Source organism: Streptomyces sp. NPDC038280 (assembly GCF_055600045.1).
Genome location: NZ_JBVJYZ010000023.1, coordinates 1 through 17,655, shown reverse-complemented (window position 1 = coordinate 17,655; position 17,655 = coordinate 1). Strand labels below are relative to the sequence as shown.

The following is a 17,655-nucleotide window of genomic DNA, read 5'->3' as shown; positions in this document are numbered from 1 at the left end:
ACACCTCCATCATCGCGTCGAGGACGCTCGACGCGTGGACACCGGGGCTGCACGCGCAAGCCGACACGCACGTCGCCCCCCGCCGTGCAGATCGCGCCGAACGGTGGCACAGCCCCCGGGGTCTCACGCGATAACGCGCCCCCTTGTGCTCCCGAGCGCCGTGTTCCGTCTCGTGTTTCCTGGGCACTCGCGGGAAAGGCGCGGCGGAGAGTCCGGCAGGCCGAGAGACGGCTGCCGGAGACACGAAGGGGTGGGCATGATTCGGGTCCTGGTCATGTATGACGAAAAGCTGCTGCGGTCGGCTCTGGTGGAGCTCCTGCGGTCGGACGACAGACTCGATGTCTCCTCCGCGTCCTCTCGCTCGGACCGGCAGGCCGTGGGGAGCCTGCCGCACGATGTGTGCGTGGCCGACGCCGACTGTCTGGAGGCGCCGACCTGGGAGGACAGCGATGTGGAGTCCCGTACGCGGGACGAGGCGGCGCTCCTGGTGCTGGCCACCGCGCAGAAGCCGGGCGGGCTGCGCAAGGCGTACGACGCCGGCGCGCTGGGGTTCGTCGACAAGAACGGCTCCACGTGCCGATTACTCGAAGCGGTGCACACCGTGGCCAAGGGCGAGCGATTCATCGACGAATCGCTCGCTTTCGGCTTTCTCGAGGCGACGCATATGCCTCTGACCAAACGTGAGCTGAGCGTGCTGTCCCTGGCGGCGCAGGGCTCGTCGATCGCCGAGATAGCCGGCACGCTGCATCTGTCGTCCGGAACGGTACGCAACTACATGGCCAGCGCGATCCGGAAGGTCGGCGCCCGTAACCGGGTGGACGCGATCCGCATCGCCCAAGGGGCCGGCTGGACCTGAGCGGACCGTGGGACGCCGGGCCCCGCTCCGTCCAGCGGGCCGTCGGCGGGTCAGCGGCCTTCCGCACTCCAGTGCCCCATCAGATCGCGGTAGAGAGCGCACCCGCCGAGGAGTTCGGCGTGCGTCCCACACATCGCGTCGGTCCCGTCCAGGACGAGGATCCGGTCCGCGCGCAGAGCCGACGAGAGCCGGTGGGCCACCACCAGGAGCGTGCCCGGCCGCTCGGCCAGGGCCTGTTCGGCGTGCGCCTCGGCCGCCGGATCGAGATGGCAGGTGGCCTCGTCCAGCAGGAGCAGGGGGGCCGGGGACAGATAGGCCCGGCCGAGGGAGAGCAGTTGGCGCTCGCCCTGGGACAGGACGGCGGGTTCCACGACCGCGTCCAGGCCGCCGAGACGGTCGACGAGTGGCCCCAGGGCAAGGGTGTCGACGGCCGCCTCGACGGCGCCGGTCGCCGCGTCGGGGGCGAAATGCCGCAGATTGTCGAGGACCGTGCCGGTGAAGACGTAGGCCTGCTGGGGGATCAGCGCGCGCAGCGGGGCCAGTTGGGAGGCGTGGCGGCCCTCGACGCGGTGGCCGGCGAGCCGCACGCTCCCCTTGTCCGGGGCCAGGGTGCCGGCGATGACGGCGGTCAGGGTCGACTTGCCGATCCCGCTGGGGCCCACGACCGCGATGTGTTCACCGTCGTGGACCCGCAGGCTCAGCCCGTCGAGGACGGGGCGGGCGCGGGGTCCGTAGGCCACGCGGACGGAGCGGACGTCCAGCGCGGGGGCCCCGGACCGCCGGACCGGCGCCAGTGGCGCCGGCGCGGGCGAGGGGACGCGCGGAGAAGGGGCCGCCGTACCCGCCGGACTCGGCGCAGGCACGGCGAAGCGGTCGAGCACGATCAGCAGGCGGGTCCCCGCGGCACCGATCGCGGTCATGAGCGTGTGCAGCGCGGGGAGCAGGGACTGTACGAGGTAGGTGAGCGCGCCCAACAGTGCGCCCGCGGTGACCCCTTGGCCGAGCAGCCACGGGACCGTCGCGAGCAGCAGCACCACCGGCAGCTGGCCCGCCACGCCGAGCGCCAGCGTGCGCACGGCGGCCCAGCGCGCCAGGGCGCGTGCGGCGGCCGCCGTGTCCTCGGTCAGCTCGCCCGCCTGTGCGGCCGCCGTCCCCTGGGTCCCACAGGCGACGATGTCCCGCAGGGCGGCCCGGACGGCACCGGCGCGGTGTCCGAGAGCTTCGTCGGTGTCCAGATACCGCCGCTGCGCGGCTGCCATCGGCCGCAACGTGGCCACGAACAGCGTCAGGCCCAGAACCAGTGGCCCCACGACGACCAGGAGGAACTGCGGCGCCAGCGAGAACAGGCCCACCAGGGCGCCCGCCGCGACGAAGACGAAGGAACGCGCGGTGAGCACCAGCCCGGCGAAACTGTCCCGGGCGATCTCGGTCTGGTTCGTCAGGCGTGAGACGGTTGCGGGATCGGCCCGTTCGGGCGCGGTGACGGCCCCGTGCAGAGCGTGGTCGACCGCGCGGCGTACCAGGCCGTCCCTCAACGGCTCGGTCAGATCGGCCAGTTGGGCGAACACGCCCCGGATGACGGGCGCCCCGGCGACGATCGCCACGGCGGCCGCCGCCAGCCACAGCAGTCCCGTCGACGTGTCCCCGGAGAGGAAGCCGTCGTCCATGGAGCGGGCGACGCAGAAACCGCCCAGGAAGGTCTGGACGGATTCCGCGAGTGACAGGGCCGCGAGCCTGAGCAGGGTGCCTTTCCTCGGGGCGAGGAAGCGACGCGCGGGAGGCAGGACGCGACGCAGCGCGCCGGGACCGGCCGAGGGGGAGGGACCGTGCGAGGGGGCGGGCGGCTTCACAGGGCGACCCCACCCGAGGCCGTGCCGACGCGCGGGTCGCAGGAGGACGCGGCGGTGTCCGGCACGGGGGTGACCGACGCGTCCGTGACCGCTGCCTCGGTGACCGCGGCGGCCTTGGCGAGCGTCGCGGCGTCCGTGACCGCTGCCTCCGTGGCGTCGAAGACGGCCCGGTACGCCGGGTCCTGCCACAGCCGCCGATGGGTGTCGACCGCGCGAAGGCGGCCCTCCTCCAGCCAGACCACCAGGTCCGCCCGGGCGGCCACCGAGAGCCGGTGGGCGACGAGGAGCCGGGTGCCCGGCCGGACCTCGCGGGTCAGCACGCGGTCCACCTCGCGTTCGGTCGCGGTGTCGAGACTGGAGGTCGCGTCGTCGAGGATCAGGAGCCGCCCGGCATGGGCGAACGCCCGTGCCAGACCGAGGCGTTGGTACTCGCCGCCGGAGAGCGGAGCGGCAGCGAGCGGGGTGTCGTACCCCTGGGGAAGGCGGCGTACGAAACCGTCGGCGCCCGCGGCCCGCGCCGCCCACCGCACCTGCTCCTCCGACACGGCCCCCGCACCGGCCCCGATCGCCTCGGCGACCGTCCCGCCGACGAAGACCGGGCGTTCGAAGGCGTAGGTGACGTCCTCGCGGAGCGCGGCGTGCGACACCTCGTCGAGGTGTACCCCGTCGAGGAGGACATGGCCGCGGTCCGGGTCGATGAGGCGGCCCGCGACAGCGGCCAGCGTCGACTTGCCCGCTCCCGACCGGCCGACCACCGCGGCGGTGACACCGCCGGGCAGCGACAGGTCGACGCCGCTCAGGAGCGCGGCGCCGTCGCGGACGACGTGGACACCGCGCAATTCGAGGGCGCCGGGCCCGCTCGGTGGCAAGCCGGCGCCACCGTGCCGCAGCGCGGGCAGACCCTCCAGCTCGGCGGTACGGCGGGCCGCGGCGCGCCCGCGTACGAGCGCGCCGAGCGAGGTGGCGACGCCCCCGACCCCCGCGGCCAGCGCCGCGTACCGCGAAGCCGCGAGCAACTCGCCGACCCCGATGTCCCCGGAGGCCAGCCGCACACCGCCCGCACCGAGGACGCCCACGGTCAGGAGGGGCATGAGGGCGCCGCTGTTCGCGACGGCCCGCCCGTGGAGCGCCCACATCCGGCGCCCCTGACGGCTCAGTTCGGCGAGCGGGGCGAGAACGCGGGCCCGCTCGCGGGGGGCCGTTCCGGCGGCGGCGATGGTACGGGCCCCCTCGAGAGCCTCCAGCAGACGCGAGGCGATGTCCGCCTGCACCCGCTGATAGCTGCCCACGCTGTCCGAGGCGTCACGGGCGAAGGCGCGGAGTACGAGGGCCAGGGCGGGAAGGCCCGCCACGAAGACGAGGGCGACCCAGACGTCGATGACGAACAGGGCGACGAGCGCCCCGGCGGGCATCAGCAGGGACGCGGCGAGCGAGGCCGCGGCGGCGGGGACGGTTCCGGCGTCGGTCGCGTTGGCGGAGAGACGGGTGGCGACGTCGCCGGGGGAGTGGCGAGCTGCCCGGTCGGGCGCAGTCGACAACAGCCCGCCGAGGGCGCGCACCCGGATCCGGGCGGTGGCCCGCGCGTTGGTGAGGCCGGTGAGCAGGGCGACCCCGGCGTCGAGGAGCACCTCGGCGGCGAGCAGGGCCGTGCTCAGCGCGAGCCAGCGGCCCGCGCCGGGCTCCGCGCGCAGCAGCAGGTCGAGGGTGCGGCCGAGGACGGCGGGCAGAGCGAGCGCGACGGCCGCCGCGGCGAGGGAACAGAGAAGCACGGCGAGGGAGAGGACCCCCCAGTGCCGGGTCGTGGCGAGCAGGGCGCGGGCGGGGGCGTCGGCGTCAGCGGCCGGGCCGGCGACCTTGTCACCCTGGTCCCGGCCCTGGGTTGTGGCGTCAGGCGACGGGTCCGTGGTGTGGCTGTCGGGTCCCGGTCCCTGGGTTGTGGCGTCGGCGGACGGGTCCGTGGTGTGGCCGTCGGGGCTCCGGCCCGTGGTTGTGGCGTCCGCGGACGGGTCAGCATCCTTGCCCGTTGGGCCGGCGGGCATCGGGCGTGCGGGCTGGGTGTCCGGAGCCGGGCGGGACGGCTCCGCGGCGCGGGCGGCTCGGGGCCCCCGTCCACCGGCGGAGCGGTTCCGTCGCCTCGCGGTCATGTGCGCGGCCTCCTCTGCGGGCGTTGTCCGGTCGCGCGCCGGGCGCCCTGTGGGACCCAGCACGCGAGGGCGACGCCCCGGGCGCGTCCGCCCGGGGCGTCGTGCTCCGCGTCGGCGGACGGTGGTCAGCCGACGCCGAGCGGGGAGCCTCAGTTACACGTGGTGACGCTCAGGCTGCTGTCGCCGCAGAGCAGGAGGCTGGCACGGCTCCCGGTCTCGACGTCGCCGATGGCCTCTTCCTTGGGGGTCTCCATCGACTGAAGGTCGAGCAGGTTCATGATCGTTTCCTTTCGTTTCATGGGGACGGTGGTGCTTCATTGCGACCCCTTTTGGGGCCGGTTCTGGGGCCGCCGGAGAGGCGGCAGGAAGGGAAGTCGAGCGGGACGGTCACCGAGGGCCGCCGCGAGCGCGAGCAGGCAGCCGGCGGTGCCGGTCGAGAGGTCCATGGAGAGCCGCATCATCTGCTCCCCGGGGAAGCAGAGGTCTCCGCGGTAGGACATGGCGTGCCAGGCGAGGGCGTCGACCTGGCGCCGTACGTCCGCCGGGGTCGTACCGGGCCCGCCCGCCGTGGTGCGGCTGAGGTACAGCACCATGCCGGCGGCGCCCCGGTACAGGCCCGGCTGGGCGTAGAAGGTCGCCTGGGCGGCTCGTACGATCTCGCTCCGCGCGCTCTCGAAGCCGTCGTCGGCCCGATGGGCGAGGAAGTCGTCGAGAACCATCCCGATCCCCACGCTGCCCGCGCCGAGGTAGGGCATCGTGCGCCAGCCCTCGTCGACCTGGAGCGTGCCGCTCGCGCTGCGTACGCACCGCTCCAGGTCCTGTCGGAGCGCGTCGCCCGCCAGGTCGAGGAGGGAGGTGTCGCCGGTGCGCTCGTACAGACGGAGGAAGAGCAGGGCAGCGCCGGAAGCGCCGTGGAGCAATCCGGCCCGGGACGATCGTTTCCGCGCGTCCCGCACGGAGTCCCGCCCCGCCCCGCCGACCGGTCGCGGGCCGTGCGCCGAGAGGCCCGGAAGGGCCCGTGCCGTCAGCTCCGCGCAGCGTAGCGCCGCCGTGTGCAGGGCCTCCTCCCCGGTCGTCGCGGCCAGCGCGTCGAGGGCGAGGCCGAGCCCGGCGGTGCCGCTGTGCAGATCGGGCGAGAGGTCTTCCCAGGGCTGCGCCAGGGCGAGTTCGGCCAGTTCGAGGGCTCGCCCGGTGTGGCCCAGGTGCTGCAGGGTCCAGGCGATTCCGGCGAGGCCGTCGTGGAAGCCGAGGGGAGTCCCGGAGGCGGGCTCCTTGGTGCGTTGCAGTAACCATTCTTCTGCGGCGGGACAGCGTTCGGCGCCGCTCTGTTCGAGCGCGTACAGCACCCCGGCGGCTCCGTACCCGAACGACTGCCCACCCCCGGCGGTGGCGAACTGCGCGATGTCTCCGGGGAAGCAGCGGTCCTCCCGGTCCGGCGACGCGGAGGCGAGGATCGCGCGTACCAGGGAGTCACGGCTCGCCGGCCAGTCACCCGGCTCGACGGGAAGGTAGCCCCCGGGCGCCCGTTTCCGGGCCGGCGCCCCGGCTCCCTGCCTCCTGCCTCCTCGGCTTCCGGCGTCGTCGTTCCTCACGTCCTCGTGTCCGGTGTCTTGGTATCCGTCGAGGATTTCCCGTACCGCCTCGTCCAGAAAAGCGCGCGGTACCGGGAACTGACGCGCCACCACCTCGGCCAGGTGCTCCGCCTTGCGGCGGTCCACGGCGAAGAGGCTCGTGAGCGGTATGAAGAGCGCGAGCCGCAGGCACGCGAGGGCGTAGCGGTCGACCGCGAAACCGCGCCGGTCGGCCGGGGCGACGAAAGCGGGGTTGGCCACGGTCTGGCGCCCGCCGTCGTCGATGTGGTGGGCGGCCTCGAAGTCCAGGAGTACGACGGACGATTCGTCATCGGACACCATGATGTTGAACAGATGGAGGTCGTTGAACACCACACCGCGCGCGTGGATCGCCTCGACGGCCCGCTCGACCAGCTCATGGACGCGCAGCGCCCACGCGGTGTACTCGGTCAGGCGCCGGGTGTCCGGATCGGCCTCGATGAGCGGATGGCGCAGGGCGAAGAAGGAGTTGAGCGGCCTGCCCTCGATGTGTTCCAGGACGAGGAAGTGGTGGTCTGCGACGACGAAGGCGTCACGGACCTCGGGTGTCCACGGCAGGCCGGAGAGCCGCTCCAGCGCGGCCTGTTCACGATGAAGGCGCGCGACCGCGTCGGCGCCGTCGGCGGCCAGCCCCGCGTGGGGCCGCGCCTCCTTCAGTACCACCTTCTCGCCCGTGCGGGTGTCCCGCGCGGCGTAGACGCCACCGCCGTTGGAGAAGTGCAGTGCCTTCTCGATGGTGTAGGGCATGTCCGCGACCGTCACCGCCGCCCGGGCCTCGAGGTGCGGCCGCAGGAACTCCGGCGGCGTGACCCACGGCGGTATCCGGAACACCGGCTCGCGCACGTCGGGTACGAGTTCGCCGGCGGCGTTCTCGATGGCCGGACGCAGATCCCCCTGGTCGTCGTAGCAGTGCCGGCGCGTGAAGCTCCCGTACCGCAGATGCACCGGGCCCTCACCCCAGCGCAGATCGCTGAGAACGTACGGGCCGGGCTCACCGGCCAGCAGCTCGGCGAGCTCCCCGGCGACCCGTTCGGTCTGTTCCTCGCCGGCCGGATACACCGTGATGAACTTGCCGCTGCCCGCACGGTCCGCGTACTTGGCGTTGCGTTGGTGAAGGAGGTAGCGGCTCGGCACGAACTTGAAGGCGATGCCGTGGGCGAGGCAGTACGCCCACACCCGGTCGAGGATCGTCTCGGCGTTGTCCAGCGTGGCCGACACATGGATCTTCCAGCCCTGGGCGGGCAGTTCGGCGTCGACCGGGCGGAAGGCGAGCCAGTCGCCCGCCTGGTTCCGCTGCCAGCCGGAAGGGGCCGGGCGGCGAGCGGCCTCGTAGAGGGAGCTGCCCGCGTCGTCCGCGAAGGCCAGACGGTGCGGCGCGTCGTAGAAGTACCGGTCCGCATCGCAGAAGACGGCGTACCCCTTGTTCACGCGCACTCCTTCGGTCGATGACGAGAACGACGGTGTCATGGGGCGGCCGAGCACCAATAGTCACCGCTGTCACGTTCTGCGTGTGCGAAACGCACGAGTAACCGGCGAGCGGCCCACGGAGCTTCTCAAGGGGAGGGGGAGTCGAGGAGGGCTGTTTAGCCGGAGGCATTCTGCCTATACGAGTCGTATGGCCAACGACAGTGAATCCACCACCGCGAAGAAGGCAGCCCGCACCGGTCGGGGTGGTACCTCGACCGCCCGCCGTACGGCGACGCGTGCTGCCGACACCACCAAGAAGACGGCCGAGCGCGCCGAGGGCACGGCCGTGTCGGCGCTGCCCGCGAGCGTCCAGAAGATGGGCGAGCGCGGACGGGAAGCCGCTGTTTCCCTGGGGAAGACGGCTGTCGGCAAGGCATCGACGGCGTACACGGTGATCAAGAACCGGAAGCTGATCGCCGCCGGGGCGGGGGTGGGTATCGCCTCCCTCGCCAGCGGCGCGTTCCTCGCCGGTCAGCGCACGGCTCGTGCCGGGCAGGGCCCGATCACCCGTTACACCGGCGGTCGCTTCTGAGCGCCGCTCCTCCCCGCTCCGCCACAACTGGCAGCAGCCGCCCCACGGGGCGGCTGCTGCCAGTTGTGCTGCGTAAGGGGCCCGCGGGCGCAAAGGGGCCCGTGGCCTCAGTGCTCCGCGCTGCCCGGCCCTCGGTGCCTGCGGTGACTCCCCCGACGCGACCACCGCTTGGGGCGCACCCCGTTGACCAGACACACGAGGAAGAGCGCGCCCATGACGACCCCGGGTACGTACGACCGCGGCCCGCGGTCCCCGGGCCCCACCAGGAGCAGCAGACAGACGGCCAGACAGATCAGCGCCAGCGCGATCAGACCGGCCGAACTCGCCCGGTCGTCCGGCGTCCTCGTGCCGCTGCGACGAAACATGGTCACCTGCCGCCTCCCTGCGTCGATTGCATGCCCGTGTACCCGCTCACGCCGGAATTCCCCGCAGGGGAGGAGGGCGGAGGGCGGAAGGTGACGCTTACTCGAGTTCGGCCGCCTGGTGGGTGCCGCCGTGCCATTCGCAGAGCAGGACCGTGGCGTCGTCGTTCAGCTTCCCGTCGTGATGGTCCAGTACGGCGCGGACGAGCCGGCGCAGTGTCTCGGGCACCGGCAGGCCGTCGCTCTGGTGGCGGATGATGAAGTCCACGAAGCGGTCGCGTCCGAACTCGTTCCCGTCCGTGTCCCTGGCCTCGGTGATGCCGTCGGTGTAGAGGAGCAGCCGGTCGCCCGGTTCCAGCTGTTCCCGGCCCACGACGACGGGGAGCCCGAGGTCGGTCCCCATGGGGTGGGTGGGCGGGCACTTCAGGTTGGTGTTCCAGCGGCCGCCGCGGATCAGAACCGGCGGCGGATGACCGCAGTTGACCCAGGTCAGCAGCCCGGTGTGCAGTTCGAGGTCGGCGAGGATTCCGGTGGTGTACCGGTCGTGCGCGAACTGCTCGAGCAGCATGCTCTCGATGCTTTCGCAGGCCTCGGTGATGGCCGCGCCGTGGCGCCGCCGGTTGCGGCTCGTGGCCATGGCGAGATTGGCGGTCAGCCCGGCCGCGGTGTCGTGGCCCATGGCGTCGAAGACGGCCAGGTGGGCGATGTCGCCGGCCAGCGCGTAGTCGAACGCGTCCCCGGCGGTCTCGTAGGCGGGCTCCATGGCCGCCGCGATCGTCACCCGGTCATTGGCGAAGGTCCGCGGGGGCATCAGCGTCCACTGCATCTCGGCGGAGACCGACATGGGGTTGACCCGGGTGAGGCGGGCGAAGGAGTCGCTGTTGGTGCGCTTGGAGACGAGCAGCATCCCCATCAGCGAGGCCAGGTCCCGCATCGCCTCCTCGAACTCGGCACCGGCGTGGTCGACGCCCGGGAACGCGCCGATCAGACCGCCGCCGCTGTCCGGGCCGCCTTCCATGGCCGGGCCGCCGTCGAGGTCCCGGCCGCCGTCGAAGTCCACGCGGAGCACACCCAGGCGCTCCGTGCCGTCCAGGATGGGCAGCCAGTACTCGCGAGAGCCGTCGACCGACGCCGTCTGGACCCGCATGGTCTGGAAGGCCCGGCCCGGCAGCGTGGCGTCGATGCGAAGCTCCTGCCCTCCCCGCCCGGCGTCCGGCCCCTGGCCCGTGACCTCCCGCAGTACCTCTTCCTGCAGGTCGGCCACATAGATGCGCACGTGCCGCAGACCGACCTCGGCGGCGTGGCGGGTCACCAGCGCCGGGAGCTGCTCGAAGCTGGTGAGATGGCTGGCGCGCAACAGCGCCCGGACCATATGGGCAGAATCATGACGCGTCACCATGGCGGGACCCGATCGGACGAGGGACGGCCCGCGTCCGCCCGTCGGCACGACACGAGGAGGCCGGTCCTACTGCTCGGCAGACGAAAACGAGGAGCCCTGAACGGCTGGTCATCACCAGCCTAGACCCGCTTCACCGAACGGGCGCCGTTCCCCGTGGCCGGCCCACCTCGGCCCGCGGCCCGCCCGAAAGGAGCCCTGTGACCCCCTACCCGCCCGAGCCCTGGCATCTCGCCGGGCAGATGTACGTGTCCTTCTGGCTCGTCCCGCGGCGCACCCTCCCCGACGCCTTCCCGCCCGGCATCCGGCCCGTGGCCCTCGCCGGGCGGGCCGTGGTCGCGGCCGCCTGGGTCGTCTACGAACGGGGCAGCGTCCTGCGCTACAACGAGCTGCTGAGCGCGGTCCTCGTACGGGACGGGGCCCGCTCGAGAGCCACCATCACGGCCATCTGGGTGGACAGCGCCCCCTCCATGGCCGGCGGCCGGGAACTGTGGGGCATCCCCAAACAGCCGGCCACCTTCGACCTGGACCGCACCGACGGCCTGCGGGCCGCTGCCGAGGGAACCGAAGGGACGGTGGCCACGGCGGTGTTCGGCCGGGCCCGCCGCTTGCCGGGCCGCCTGCCCCTGAGGTACCGCGTCGCACAGACACTCGAGGGGCGCCTCAGGACCACCGCCGTGCGCACGCGGACCTCTGTCGCCCTGGCCAGGGCCCGCTGGTCCTTCCCCGCCGGCGGGCCGCTGCGCCTGCCGGCTCGCGCACCGGTGCTCAGCCTGGTCCTGCCCGACTTCGAGCTGGAATTCGGCACGGCGACGACCGGTTCGCACCCTTCCTAGCCGCCCGGAACACCGCCGCCGCCCCGGGTGGGCCGATCGCCGCCCCGGAGGTGCGGGGGCGTCCGTGGGTGTATGCAGGATCCATGGGGCCTCGACGACTCTCCGGGAGTCACCGTCGGTCATGGGAGCCGGGACACGCACTGCTGGCGGTACCGCTCGGGCTGATCGTGGTCATCACGGTGGTCGACATCCTGGCTCCGCCCCACGTCCACCTCGGCCCGTTCCTGGCCGCCGCGCCCGCCGTCACCGCCTCGTTCGCCGGCCCGAGGACCACGGGTGCCATCGGCGCGCTCGCCGTTCTGGCCCAGGCGGGCGTCGCGGTGTCGCGGACCAGCCTCACCGACCTGAACCACACCCTTCAGCTCACCGCCCTGGTCCTGATCTCGCTGTTCGTCACCTTCTTCGCCCACCTGCGAGAACGGCACGAGAAGCAGATCGGGCAGCTCCGCTCCATCGCCCGAGCCTCCCAGCAGGTGGTCCTGCGGCCCCTGCCGCGCCGCATCGGCACCCTCCACGTCGCCTCCGTCTATCTGGCCGCCGAAGCCGAGGCCCAGATCGGCGGCGACCTCTTCGCGGCCGCGCGTACGGCGCAGGGCACGCGGCTCATCGTCGGTGACGTCCGGGGCAAGGGCCTGGAGGCGATCGGGGACGCCGCGCTCCTCCTCGGCGCGTTCCGCGCGGCCGCCCACCAGCAGGCCGAGCTGCCCGTACTGATGGCCTATCTGGAGGGAACCGTCTCCTCGGACCTGGACGACCCCGCGGCGTACGAACCCGACACCGGAAGCCCCAGCGAGGCGTTCATCACCGCCGCGGTCCTGGACATGCCCGACCACGCGCCCCTCCTGCACCTGATCAACTGCGGGCACCCGCCGCCGCTGCTCCTGCGCGGTGGCCGGGTCATCCCCCTCGAAGTGCGCCACCCGGCCCCGCCGCTCGGCCTCACCGAGTTCTCGGACTCGGGCTTCGCCCCCGACACCTTCCCCTTCGAACCGGGCGACATCGTCCTGCTCTACACGGACGGCGTGATCGAGGCCCGCGACGCGTCCGGCGCCTTCTACCCCTTGGCCGAGCGGCTCGCCCAATGCTCGGGCGAGGGGCCGCAGGCCCTGCTGAGGCATCTGCGGCTCGATCTGCTGGCACACATCCCGGGAGGCCGGCTGGACGACGACGCCGCCATGGTGGCGATCGAGCGCCTGCCCGGCTGACCCGCGGAACGACTGACGCCGCGGAACGGCTGCCCCGCCGAACGGGCCGCGTCGAGAAACGGCTCGGGCTGCGGAACGGCCCGCGCCGCACCCGACCGGGGGAGCCCGACCACGGCAGGGCCCGCGGATGCGTGCTCAGGGCCGAAGGGCGAAGCACAGCAACCTGTCGAGGCGGACAACGCGTCGCGTGGACCAGCCCGCGGTGAGGCCTTCACATGCGGCGGCGGTCAGACCCCGGTGCTTCGCATCGCCTTCGAGACGGTCGGCCGACTCGGCGACGAGCCAGAACGTCCCGCCGGGCACGAGCAGCGCGCGTACGCGGTTCAGGAAGGCGGACTTGTCCTCGACCCATCGGTAGACCAGCCGGCAGGTGATGACGGCGTACGCGGGATGCGGGAGGCGGCCGGGGTCGTCGGCGACGAAGTCCTGCTGCTGGAAGGCGAGTCCCCGCACGTCGCCGTGGGCGCGGGCGGCAAGGGCCAGCGCGGTGGGCGAGCAGTCGATGCCGAGCGTGCGAAAACCGAGGCTCTCGTGGAGATGACGGGCCAGGGCTCCCTCACCGCAGCCGATGTCGAGGGCCGGTCTGCCGGCGCCGGGGCCCACGTGCTCGGCGAGGAGCGCGTTTTCCGCGTCGCCGAGCGGACGGTAGCGGCGTCCTGAGGCCCACAGCGGTTCCCAGTACTCGGTGTCGGTCGGTGTCACGGCCGGCCCTTCCCTTCACGGCGGTGGCGTGCGTCCGGACCACCCTCGCAGCAGGGGCAGCCGCCCTGCCAGACCGCCGCCGTCAACTCCCGGAGCATGGAGCACATTTGCCGACCCGCGCCCCACACGAGGCAACCCGGGCCGGGCGGTTGTCGTCCTCCGGGGCGAGGGGTCCTGAGGATGTCCGAAGCGCCCCGACGACACCGATGATGAGGATGACCACCTTGATACGTGTCACACGTGTGGTGACCGCGGCCGCGGCGGTACTCGCCCTGGCAGCGGCGTCGCCGGGGCCGGCGCACGCGCAACCGTCGCCCGCTTCCCCGTCGGACGCGCCGCGGACCACGGCCGGCGAAAGTCTCCCCGCGAACTGGCGGGTCACGGGGATGGGCGCCGGGAAGCAGCTGGTGTGGACATCGCCCGAGCGGGTGCCCATGGGCGACGCCCGGGTCGAGTTCTACGCGGGGGACCGGCTGCTCGGCCGTCCGGTGGCGGCGCGGGACGGGCGTACGTTCCGGCTGACTCTCGACGGCGCCGCCCTCGGATCCCGGGCGGACCTGCGGGTGATGGCCGCCGGCCGCCGCCTGGACGCGGCCGCCCCGGCGCCCGGTTCCCGGCTCCGCCCCGCGCCGCCGCGGGAAGCCCGGCCGGAAGCCCCGCTCCCGGCGAACCCCGTGGACCCCGGGGCGCCGGGCCCCTATCGCACCGTCAGCGGCGAATACGCCCTGCGGTCCGTACGGTTGCCGGGCTTCCCCGCCCCTGTCGAGATGCGTGCCACGGTGGTGGGACCGGCCGGGGCTCCGGGACGCCGACCGGTCGCCCTCTTCCTGCACGGACGTCACTCCACGTGCTACAGCGCGGCAGGCGAGCAGAGCGGCGAGTGGCCCTGCCGACCGGGCACCCGGCCGGTGCCGAGCCACCAGGGCTACCTCGGCGCCCAGAAACTCCTGGCCTCCCAGGGCTATGTGACCCTGTCCATCTCCGCCAACGGCGTCAACGGACAGGACGACAGCGCCGAGGACGGGGGAGCACAGGCCCGCTCGTCGCTGATACGGCTCCACCTCGCCCGCTGGGCGGAATGGTCCGCGCACCGGGCGGCCGCCCCCGCCGCCGTACGCGCCGTCTCATCGGCGGACCTGTCCCACGTCCTGCTCGTCGGACACTCCCGGGGCGGGGAGGGCGTCAACCGCGCCGCGCTCGACAGCCTCTACCGGCCGCCCGCCGACCAGGACGGCTACGGGGGCCCGGTGCGCTGGAAGATCCGCGGCAACGTCCTGATCGGCCCCACCGTCTTCGGGCAGAACCCGGTCCCGGACGTGCCGTCCCTGACCATCCTGCCGGGCTGCGACGGCGACGTGTCCGACCTGCAGGGGGAGATCTACGTCGACGGCACGCGGGGCGTCAGCCGCGGAGCGGCCCTGCACAGCGCCGTGTACATGGTCGGCGCCAACCACAACTTCTTCAACACCGAGTGGACGCCGGGGCAGGCGCAGGCACCGGCCTTCGACGACTTCTGGTCCGGTGACACGCCCGACCCCGTGTGCACGCCCGGCAAGAAGCCCCGTCTGACCGCCACGCGGCAACAGGCCGCGGGCGCCACGTACATCGCGGCCGCGGCCCGGCTGTTCGTCGGCGGCGACGACCGGGTGCGGCCGCTGCTGGACGGATCCGGGCGGCGCGCGCCCTCGGCGGATCCCGCGCAGGTGCTCACCCACGCCGTCGGAGCGAACCGGACTCCCGCCTTCCTGCCCGGCCCCGGGGTCACCGTGTCCGGCGGCCGGCTCTGCAAGCAGATCGACCCCGACCCCGCCCGTGCCTGCCTTCCGGCGGAGACCCGTGGGGCGTCGCCGCACTTCGCCTCCTGGCTGACGTCGCCGGAGCCGGGCCGTGACGCGGTCGCGATGCGCTGGTCGAGTGCCGGCTCCCCGACCGCGGTGCGCGTGGCACGTCCGGTCTCCCTGGCGGGCGCCGAGTCCCTGGCGCTACGTGTGATCGTGCCGCCCGGCACCACGGGCACCCAGCTGGACGTCGCGCTCGCCGACTCCTCGGGCCGGCGCGTGACCCTTGGCCGGGCACGCGTCGACGGGCTGCCGGGCAGCGACCGTACCGCCTCCCACTGGGGTCGCGAGATCCGCGTACCGCTGTCCGCCGCCGCTCGGGCCGGGCTGGACCTCAAGCACGTCAAGGCCCTGGAACTGACATCGCGCACCGGCTCCGGGCAGGCGTGGCTGATGGACGCGTGGGGCTGGCGCCCCGGCACACCGGCGGCGCGCCCCGCCCCGCTCGCGCGCGTCGACATCGGACGGCTGTCCGTCAAGGAGGGGGATTCCGGGGTCAGGACGTACCGCGTCCCGGTGCGCGTCTCCGGCCAGGGAAGCGGCCAGGTCCGCGTCTTCGTTCCCGAGCCGGGCACGGACACCGTGACCTCCCGTGTCGTGACGGTGGGCCACGGAAGCCATGACATCGACGTGCCGGTGAAGGTGCGCGGCAACACCCGCTACGGCTATGACGTCACCCGCGACATGTTCGTCAAGGCGGTGCGCGGCGCGGTGGTCGGCTCCCATCAGGGCGGGGTGACCGCGCGGAACGACGACGCGATGCCCAAGGTCACGGTGACACCGGTCGCCGCGGATGTCGTCGAAGGCCGGAGGCTGACCTGGAAGGTGTCGCTGTCCGAGGTCGCCGACGCCGAGATCACGGGCGAGCTCGCGTTCCTGCCGGTCCAGGGCGGCGGGGAACTGTCCACCAAGGACGTCGACCCGCGCTGGCTCGACGAGAACTTCGGCCGGTCGCCGAACCCGGACCGGCCGCTGTCCGAGGCGCTGAACGGCGCGACACTGTCGGTCTCCGTTCCCCCGGGCGAGCTGAGCTCCGAGGTGAGCGTCCCCACCGTCACGGACCGCGCGAGCGAGCCGAAGGAGTCGCTGCGAGCGCGGCTGACGGTCTACGACGCCGACTGGGAGCCGGTGCCCGGTCCGGTGATCACCGGCACGGTGCGGGACGTGCCGTGACGCGGACGGGCGGACCGCCCGGACCCTCTCGATAGGAGCGTGGCACCGGCCCCTGCGGGGGGCCGGTGCCACGCCCGCGCCAGGCCGTGTCCGCGTGCTCGGTCAGGGGGTCACGACGCCCGCCGGGTGGCTTTGCGGCGGAGCCGGAAGGGCACGACGTACCAGCACAGCGTGAACCACAGCATGACCGTGCCGACGATCACCTGGGCGAGGGGGCCGGGGAGTACGACGTCGAGGATGAGGAGCAGGGTGCAGGCGATGGTCAGGGCGAGCAGCACCATCCCGCAGACCATGAGACGGCCGGCGCTCTCCACGACCTCGCGCTTCATCCGCAGGCCCGAAAGGCAGCGGTGGATCGACACGGGGGCGATCAGCGCGGCGGTGGAGGAGGCACCCAGCACGACGGTGACCACGTAGAGCCCGCGGTCGAAGGTGTCCAGGTCCCGGAAGGCCGGGGTGAAGGCGACACTGAGGAGAAAACCGAAGAGGATCTGTACGCCCGTCTGGGCGACCCGGGTCTCCTGAAGGACTTCCTGCCACCGCCGGTTCACACGCTCCCGCGAGCTCTCCGGCGGGCCGTGGCCCGGTTCGTCGTCGCACGGAGCCGCTTCCTCCGCAACGTCGGCTATGTGTGACTGGCTGTCCGTCATGGCCATGGGGTCCTCCTTCGGGTGATTGCGTGTACCCCGCACAGCGCTCCGCCATGCGCCGGTGTAGGCCGATGGAGGGAATTGCCGCGGTGATGGGGGCACGGACATCCCCGTGAAGGAGCGCGCGGACATCCGGGCACGTCGGACGCGGCCGCACGGACGCATGGCGTCCGCATGGATGTATGGCGCGCGGCTGGGTACGCGCCGATCGCATGGCTCATTGAGCGCTTCGGCCATCAGGAGGAGCCTTGGCCGGCCCGCTGGGGATGCCGGCGACCGCACGGGGGCCGTCACCCGGACGAGGAGCACCTCATGAACGCGAAGAAATCCCAGAACCCCGAACGCGAGCCCGAGCGGAAGGCCGGTTCGCGGGTGGACCGCGGTCCCGGCGCCCACTCCGGCGCGGAGAGCCAGGCGAAGGACCGCGTCGTACCCGGCACCGCGAGCGCCCGCGAGGGTTACCGGACCGAGGGCGGGACCGCCCACGGGGAAAGCCTCGCCGGTGTGGAGTCGACCGGCGAGGAGCGTGGCGCACAGCGCTCCGACAAGGGCGGCCTCACGGACACACCGGCCGCTCGCAAGCGCCACAGGTGACCCTCCCGGAAGGGGCTACTCATGATCACTGAGGACCACGTCCGGGACCTCCTGCGCCCGCGCGCGGACGAGCCGACGTTGATCGTGCTCCGGGGCCGGGCGCTGGTGGTCCCGGCGGCGGAATTGGCCACCGATCGCTATCGCGGCGCCATGGAGCTGGTCTCGGCCGGCGATCTCAGCGGGAGGTTCGGCTCCGGGTCACCGTCCGAGCAGGACATCACCGCGCTGGCGGGCACGCTGGACTCCGCCCTCGCGGAAATGGGCGGCTGAGGGCGCGAGTGCGTGCCCGGAGCGGGCAGGGCGCTGTGCGCCGGGCCCGGCCCGGCGCACAGCGCGTTCGCCCCTTACCGTCGGGTGTCTTCCTTGAGGATGTCGGCGCATTTTTCGCCGATGGCCATGGTGGTGATGCAGGGGTTGACGGTGACGAGGTCGGGCATGAT

General features: G+C 73.1%; 15 protein-coding genes. 7 read left to right on the top strand and 8 right to left on the bottom strand.

Annotated features, from left to right (window positions below):
- Window positions 1–256 precede the first annotated feature (256 nt).
- Entirely contained in the window at window positions 257–856 is a 600-nt protein-coding gene (locus ACZ7J0_RS30760; protein ID WP_470892864.1) for a LuxR C-terminal-related transcriptional regulator, read from the top strand.
- Between the two features lie 50 nt (window positions 857–906).
- On the opposite strand, the gene ACZ7J0_RS30755 is transcribed toward ACZ7J0_RS30760, so the two are convergent.
- The 4 genes from ACZ7J0_RS30755 to lanKC all read right to left on the bottom strand — a co-directional run bounded on the left by ACZ7J0_RS30755 (window position 907) and on the right by lanKC (window position 7,888).
- Window positions 907–2,706, bottom strand: a complete 1,800-nt coding sequence (locus ACZ7J0_RS30755; RefSeq protein ID WP_470892862.1) for an ATP-binding cassette domain-containing protein — start codon at window positions 2,704–2,706, stop codon at window positions 907–909.
- Entirely contained in the window at window positions 2,703–4,850 is a 2,148-nt protein-coding gene (locus tag ACZ7J0_RS30750; protein ID WP_470892860.1) for an ATP-binding cassette domain-containing protein, read from the bottom strand. Before ACZ7J0_RS30750 ends, ACZ7J0_RS30755 begins: the two co-directional genes overlap by 4 nt.
- Window positions 4,851–4,999: 149 nt before the next feature.
- Window positions 5,000–5,128, bottom strand: coding sequence for a mycelium formation morphogenetic lantipeptide SapB (ramS, locus tag ACZ7J0_RS30745; protein ID WP_468709768.1), 129 nt, complete (start codon window positions 5,126–5,128; stop codon window positions 5,000–5,002).
- 36 nt (window positions 5,129–5,164) lie between these two features.
- Window positions 5,165–7,888, bottom strand: a complete 2,724-nt coding sequence (lanKC, locus tag ACZ7J0_RS30740) for a class III lanthionine synthetase LanKC (RefSeq protein WP_470892858.1) — start codon at window positions 7,886–7,888, stop codon at window positions 5,165–5,167.
- A gap of 187 nt (window positions 7,889–8,075) precedes the next feature.
- Here lanKC and ACZ7J0_RS30735 point away from each other — a divergent pair, with 187 nt between their 5' ends.
- The gene (locus ACZ7J0_RS30735) at window positions 8,076–8,459 is read left to right on the top strand and encodes a hypothetical protein (protein WP_470892856.1); all 384 of its coding nucleotides are present in this window, start codon (window positions 8,076–8,078) and stop codon (window positions 8,457–8,459) included.
- 107 nt (window positions 8,460–8,566) lie between these two features.
- Here the strand turns inward: ACZ7J0_RS30735 and ACZ7J0_RS30730 are convergent, their stop codons facing one another.
- Both ACZ7J0_RS30730 and ACZ7J0_RS30725 read right to left on the bottom strand, forming a co-directional pair.
- The gene (locus ACZ7J0_RS30730; protein ID WP_470892854.1) at window positions 8,567–8,830 is read right to left on the bottom strand and encodes a hypothetical protein; all 264 of its coding nucleotides are present in this window, start codon (window positions 8,828–8,830) and stop codon (window positions 8,567–8,569) included.
- 91 nt (window positions 8,831–8,921) lie between these two features.
- Entirely contained in the window at window positions 8,922–10,220 is a 1,299-nt protein-coding gene (locus tag ACZ7J0_RS30725; protein ID WP_470892852.1) for a PP2C family protein-serine/threonine phosphatase, read from the bottom strand.
- 197 nt (window positions 10,221–10,417) lie between these two features.
- Between ACZ7J0_RS30725 and ACZ7J0_RS30720 the strand changes: the two genes are divergently transcribed.
- On the top strand, window positions 10,418–11,053 hold the full coding sequence (locus tag ACZ7J0_RS30720; protein ID WP_470892850.1) for an acetoacetate decarboxylase family protein: 636 nt from the start codon (window positions 10,418–10,420) through the stop codon (window positions 11,051–11,053).
- An 83-nt stretch (window positions 11,054–11,136) separates the two neighbouring features.
- Window positions 11,137–12,258: a PP2C family protein-serine/threonine phosphatase gene (locus ACZ7J0_RS30715; protein WP_470892848.1), complete on the top strand. Its 1,122-nt coding sequence runs from the start codon at window positions 11,137–11,139 to the stop codon at window positions 12,256–12,258.
- 135 nt (window positions 12,259–12,393) lie between these two features.
- Here the strand turns inward: ACZ7J0_RS30715 and ACZ7J0_RS30710 are convergent, their stop codons facing one another.
- Window positions 12,394–12,960, bottom strand: a complete 567-nt coding sequence (locus ACZ7J0_RS30710; RefSeq protein ID WP_470892846.1) for a class I SAM-dependent methyltransferase — start codon at window positions 12,958–12,960, stop codon at window positions 12,394–12,396.
- Window positions 12,961–13,184: 224 nt separating this feature from the next.
- Between ACZ7J0_RS30710 and ACZ7J0_RS30705 the strand changes: the two genes are divergently transcribed.
- The gene (locus ACZ7J0_RS30705) at window positions 13,185–15,971 is read left to right on the top strand and encodes a hypothetical protein (RefSeq protein WP_470892844.1); all 2,787 of its coding nucleotides are present in this window, start codon (window positions 13,185–13,187) and stop codon (window positions 15,969–15,971) included.
- 110 nt (window positions 15,972–16,081) lie between these two features.
- On the opposite strand, the gene ACZ7J0_RS30700 is transcribed toward ACZ7J0_RS30705, so the two are convergent.
- Window positions 16,082–16,621: a DUF6328 family protein gene (locus tag ACZ7J0_RS30700; RefSeq protein ID WP_468710193.1), complete on the bottom strand. Its 540-nt coding sequence runs from the start codon at window positions 16,619–16,621 to the stop codon at window positions 16,082–16,084.
- Between the two features lie 312 nt (window positions 16,622–16,933).
- Between ACZ7J0_RS30700 and ACZ7J0_RS30695 the strand changes: the two genes are divergently transcribed.
- Both ACZ7J0_RS30695 and ACZ7J0_RS30690 read left to right on the top strand, forming a co-directional pair.
- Window positions 16,934–17,215: a hypothetical protein gene (locus ACZ7J0_RS30695; RefSeq protein WP_470892842.1), complete on the top strand. Its 282-nt coding sequence runs from the start codon at window positions 16,934–16,936 to the stop codon at window positions 17,213–17,215.
- Between the two features lie 21 nt (window positions 17,216–17,236).
- On the top strand, window positions 17,237–17,485 hold the full coding sequence (locus ACZ7J0_RS30690) for a hypothetical protein (protein WP_470892840.1): 249 nt from the start codon (window positions 17,237–17,239) through the stop codon (window positions 17,483–17,485).
- Window positions 17,486–17,655: the final 170 nt, after the last annotated feature.

Excerpts from the sequence above, each read along its gene's own strand:
- ACZ7J0_RS30695 (WP_470892842.1), top strand. The coding sequence starts at position 16,934 with ATGAACGCGAAGAAATCCCAGAACCCCGAACGCGAGCCCGAGCGGAAG.
- ACZ7J0_RS30690 (WP_470892840.1), top strand. The coding sequence starts at position 17,237 with ATGATCACTGAGGACCACGTCCGGGACCTCCTGCGCCCGCGCGCGGAC.
- ramS (WP_468709768.1), bottom strand. The coding sequence starts at position 5,128 with ATGAACCTGCTCGACCTTCAGTCGATGGAGACCCCCAAGGAAGAGGCC.
- ACZ7J0_RS30700 (WP_468710193.1), bottom strand. The coding sequence starts at position 16,621 with ATGACGGACAGCCAGTCACACATAGCCGACGTTGCGGAGGAAGCGGCT.
- ACZ7J0_RS30735 (WP_470892856.1), top strand. The coding sequence starts at position 8,076 with ATGGCCAACGACAGTGAATCCACCACCGCGAAGAAGGCAGCCCGCACC.
- ACZ7J0_RS30725 (WP_470892852.1), bottom strand. The coding sequence starts at position 10,220 with ATGGTGACGCGTCATGATTCTGCCCATATGGTCCGGGCGCTGTTGCGC.
- ACZ7J0_RS30750 (WP_470892860.1), bottom strand. The coding sequence starts at position 4,850 with ATGACCGCGAGGCGACGGAACCGCTCCGCCGGTGGACGGGGGCCCCGA.
- ACZ7J0_RS30715 (WP_470892848.1), top strand. The coding sequence starts at position 11,137 with ATGGGGCCTCGACGACTCTCCGGGAGTCACCGTCGGTCATGGGAGCCG.
- ACZ7J0_RS30760 (WP_470892864.1), top strand. The coding sequence starts at position 257 with ATGATTCGGGTCCTGGTCATGTATGACGAAAAGCTGCTGCGGTCGGCT.